Annotated in this window: 2 protein-coding genes; both read right to left on the bottom strand. The window is 51.2% G+C overall.

Annotated features, from left to right (window positions below):
- Nucleotides 1–152: 152 nt before the first annotated feature.
- On the bottom strand, nucleotides 153–2000 hold the full coding sequence (locus Q0482_RS07205) for an S-layer homology domain-containing protein (protein WP_299145066.1): 1848 nt from the start codon (nucleotides 1998–2000) through the stop codon (nucleotides 153–155).
- 298 nt (nucleotides 2001–2298) lie between these two features.
- The gene (gene thiW, locus Q0482_RS07210; protein WP_299145067.1) at nucleotides 2299–2808 is read right to left on the bottom strand and encodes an energy coupling factor transporter S component ThiW; all 510 of its coding nucleotides are present in this window, start codon (nucleotides 2806–2808) and stop codon (nucleotides 2299–2301) included.
- Between the last annotated feature and the right edge of the window lie 123 nt (nucleotides 2809–2931).

The raw sequence follows: 2931 nt of genomic DNA on the forward strand, positions 1-2931 counted from the left end.
GCTTTCACCAGACTATACTATACACGCCGAACTGGCGCACAACCTAAGAACCCTCCGGACGCAGGCCGGTCAATCTTTAGAACCTTTTCCCTACTACCCCACTAAAAAACCGGATGATTTCTCATCCGGTTTTTTCATGCCCCTATGGGGTTTTATTTAATGTAAGCCGTAGCTTTCAGCATGAACATGTTGTCCATTTTCCGTCCGCCCATGTCTTTGGCATTGAAGCCGTATTCCGCATCAATGATGAGGCCTCTCATGGGGACGAAGGAGGCTTTGGCCAGGAAGAATTTAGCGCCGCCGTAGTTGCGATTAGCAGAATCGGTGCCATTAAGCTGGGCATCCATCTTGTCTGCAATATAGGCAGGAACATTATGCATGCCATGCCAGTTTTTATAAATATGGCCCATGTACTGGTCTACGATGTCGTCGGAGGAGCCGCCGAAGTAGGTGCCTGCCTGGCTGTATACATAGTCCAGCCCCACTTCGAAGGAACGGGCTGTCAGCACATCGGCAGTGCCGTAGTGAAGGCCGTAGTTGAAGCTGTAGGGCCGTTCATTGTTCAGAGGGAGTTTCCGCATGTTCTTCACGAATTCGCCCTGTACATGCCACATGGGGGTCACGTAGTAGGCACCGGCAAAGCCGTAGGCCTTGCAGATTTTACCGATGGGGCCGTTGGCGGTCATGCCGTAGGCATGGAATTCCCACTGTTTCGGTTTCTTGAAAATGTAGGAAGCATAGGTCACCGGCACATCTTCATCCTGTCCCCAGTCTTCCATTACATCTTTGCCCATGGGGTAAAGGGTATCGTTATCAAGGTTATAGTAGCCTACGCCATTGGAAACAAGGTTGGCAATATTAATGCCCTGGACTCTCTGCCCAATCCCCGCCAACATCGGATCTCCGGACGCAGCTAAGTTCTTTCCAATAGCAGAAATGGTGTTCTGCAAATCTCTATTATTATCGGCAGCATTTATTTTACTCACGGCTCCTGACATGAAACCTGCAAGCTGGCCTGTCTTATCATTTTCAATTGCAGATATTACATCCGGGCTCTTTGTTAAAGCATTTAAAAGCTGTCCCTTAATTGCATTTGTAGTCAGGGCAGACATATTTGGCATGCCGCGAACCATAGGCCCGGTGTAGTTATAGTTGATATCCGTAGCGCGGCCATGGGCAATGGTGAAGCGGCCGCCCTGGCGGTAGTCGCCGAAGGAGATGAAGGCGCCTTTGAACTGGCCGTCGTAGGTGTAGCCGGTGACGCCCATTTTCACGGGGAACTGGCCGATGCCGATGAGGTTTTTGGAGGGGCCGAAGGGCAGCTTGGAGGTGTCCTGTTTCGGTCCGAACTGGTAGGTTGCCCACAGGCGGTTCATGTGGAGATCGCCGTCACCGTAGCCGGTTCTTGTTTTATCGGAGTCCGAGCTTTCACGGCTGGACCAGTCCTGGCGGTTGGGGTTGAAGGGAGTGGAGCCGTTCATGCCCATGGTGGTTTCCAGCTGGCTGTACACGGTGCTTCTGTCGTTCACATTGGCCATGGTGTTGATACGGACACGGAGGCTCAGTTCGTCGTGGCTGGATTTATTGTCTTTGTATACATTGTCATAGCGAGGAATGTCCTGCACCCTAAGTTCCGTCACAGTGGAGAGGTTTCCTGTCTTCTTTTCCAATTCCTTCACCCGGACGCCAAGGCTCTGGAGCTCGCCGGCGTATTCAGCGGACAGCTTCTGCACCATAGCCTTCTGGCTGTCATTGAGGCTGTCTTCCTTCGCCATGAGGCGGGCGATAATCTGGGCCAGTTCGTAGCGGCTTACGTTCTTATCCCCTTTGAATGTGCCGTCGGGATAGCCATCCACTACGCCCTGGTCGGACAGCTGGCATACAGCCTGGTAGGCCCAGGAGGATGTATCCACGTCAGCAAAAGGATTGGCGGCGGAAACGGTGAATGCGGTGGCTGCAAAAAAGGCAGCCAGTGTGGTTTTCAGAAGGCAGTGTCTCATTTTCTCTCCCCGGAGCTTTCGTAAGCTCTCTAAAATTCTCAAATGGATTTTTATTTATAAAACGATAGTACGAAATTGAATAATTTTTATCTCATGAAACTAAAACATTATACCCTGAAATGAAATACTCTGTCAATAGGAATTAGCACCTGATGATAAAAAGGCAATAAGTCCCATGTTATCAGCTAAAAAAGTGCATACATATCACGAAAAAAAGACCGGATTCCGGTCTTTTTTGAAAAAGGAGATGCCTGTTTCATTTTCAAATCTGTTTCAAGAGCCCCTCAGGCACTTTATTTTATCTCGATTTCATAAATTCTGTTTGAATCAGGCGGGCGCTCTTCAAAACCACATAGGCAATGACGCAGCCGGCGCCGCAGGAAACGGAAAAGAGGGATACATAGAAGAGGGCCCCTTTGGAAGAACCCATGAAAAGGGCGGCAATGGGATAAGACAGGAGGCCACCGATAATGGAAGTGCCTACGAATTCCCCCAGCACCGCCGCCCACAGACTGTGGAGCCGGCTGTAGAGGAAGCCCGACAGGAAGGCCCCCACCATGGACCCCGGGAAGGCCAGAAGGCTTCCGGTGCCCAGAAGATTACGGATAAGGGACGTGCAGAAAGCCGCCGATGTGCTGTACCGGCTGCCACAGAGTACCGCCAGGAAAATATTAATCATGTGCTGCAGCGGAAAAGCCCGGGTCACCCCCAGGGGAAAGGAAAAGAGAGGGGAAAGAAGCACCCCCGCTCCCGCCAAAAGGGCCGCCAGTATCCATTTCCGAAATGATGCATTGTCTGTGTCGTTCATCGCTGCCTCCTGCTTGGTAGATTTGTGTATAGCATAGCACTTTGGGAAGTGGAGGGAAAGGGTGGGAGGGAAGGTTCTTAAGATGGACCGGCCCGCTGGGCCGGAGGGTTCTTAAGCTTGAAA

The sequence above is a fragment of the uncultured Dialister sp. genome, from assembly GCF_937959425.1.
In the GTDB taxonomy this organism is placed as follows: domain Bacteria; phylum Bacillota; class Negativicutes; order Veillonellales; family Dialisteraceae; genus Dialister.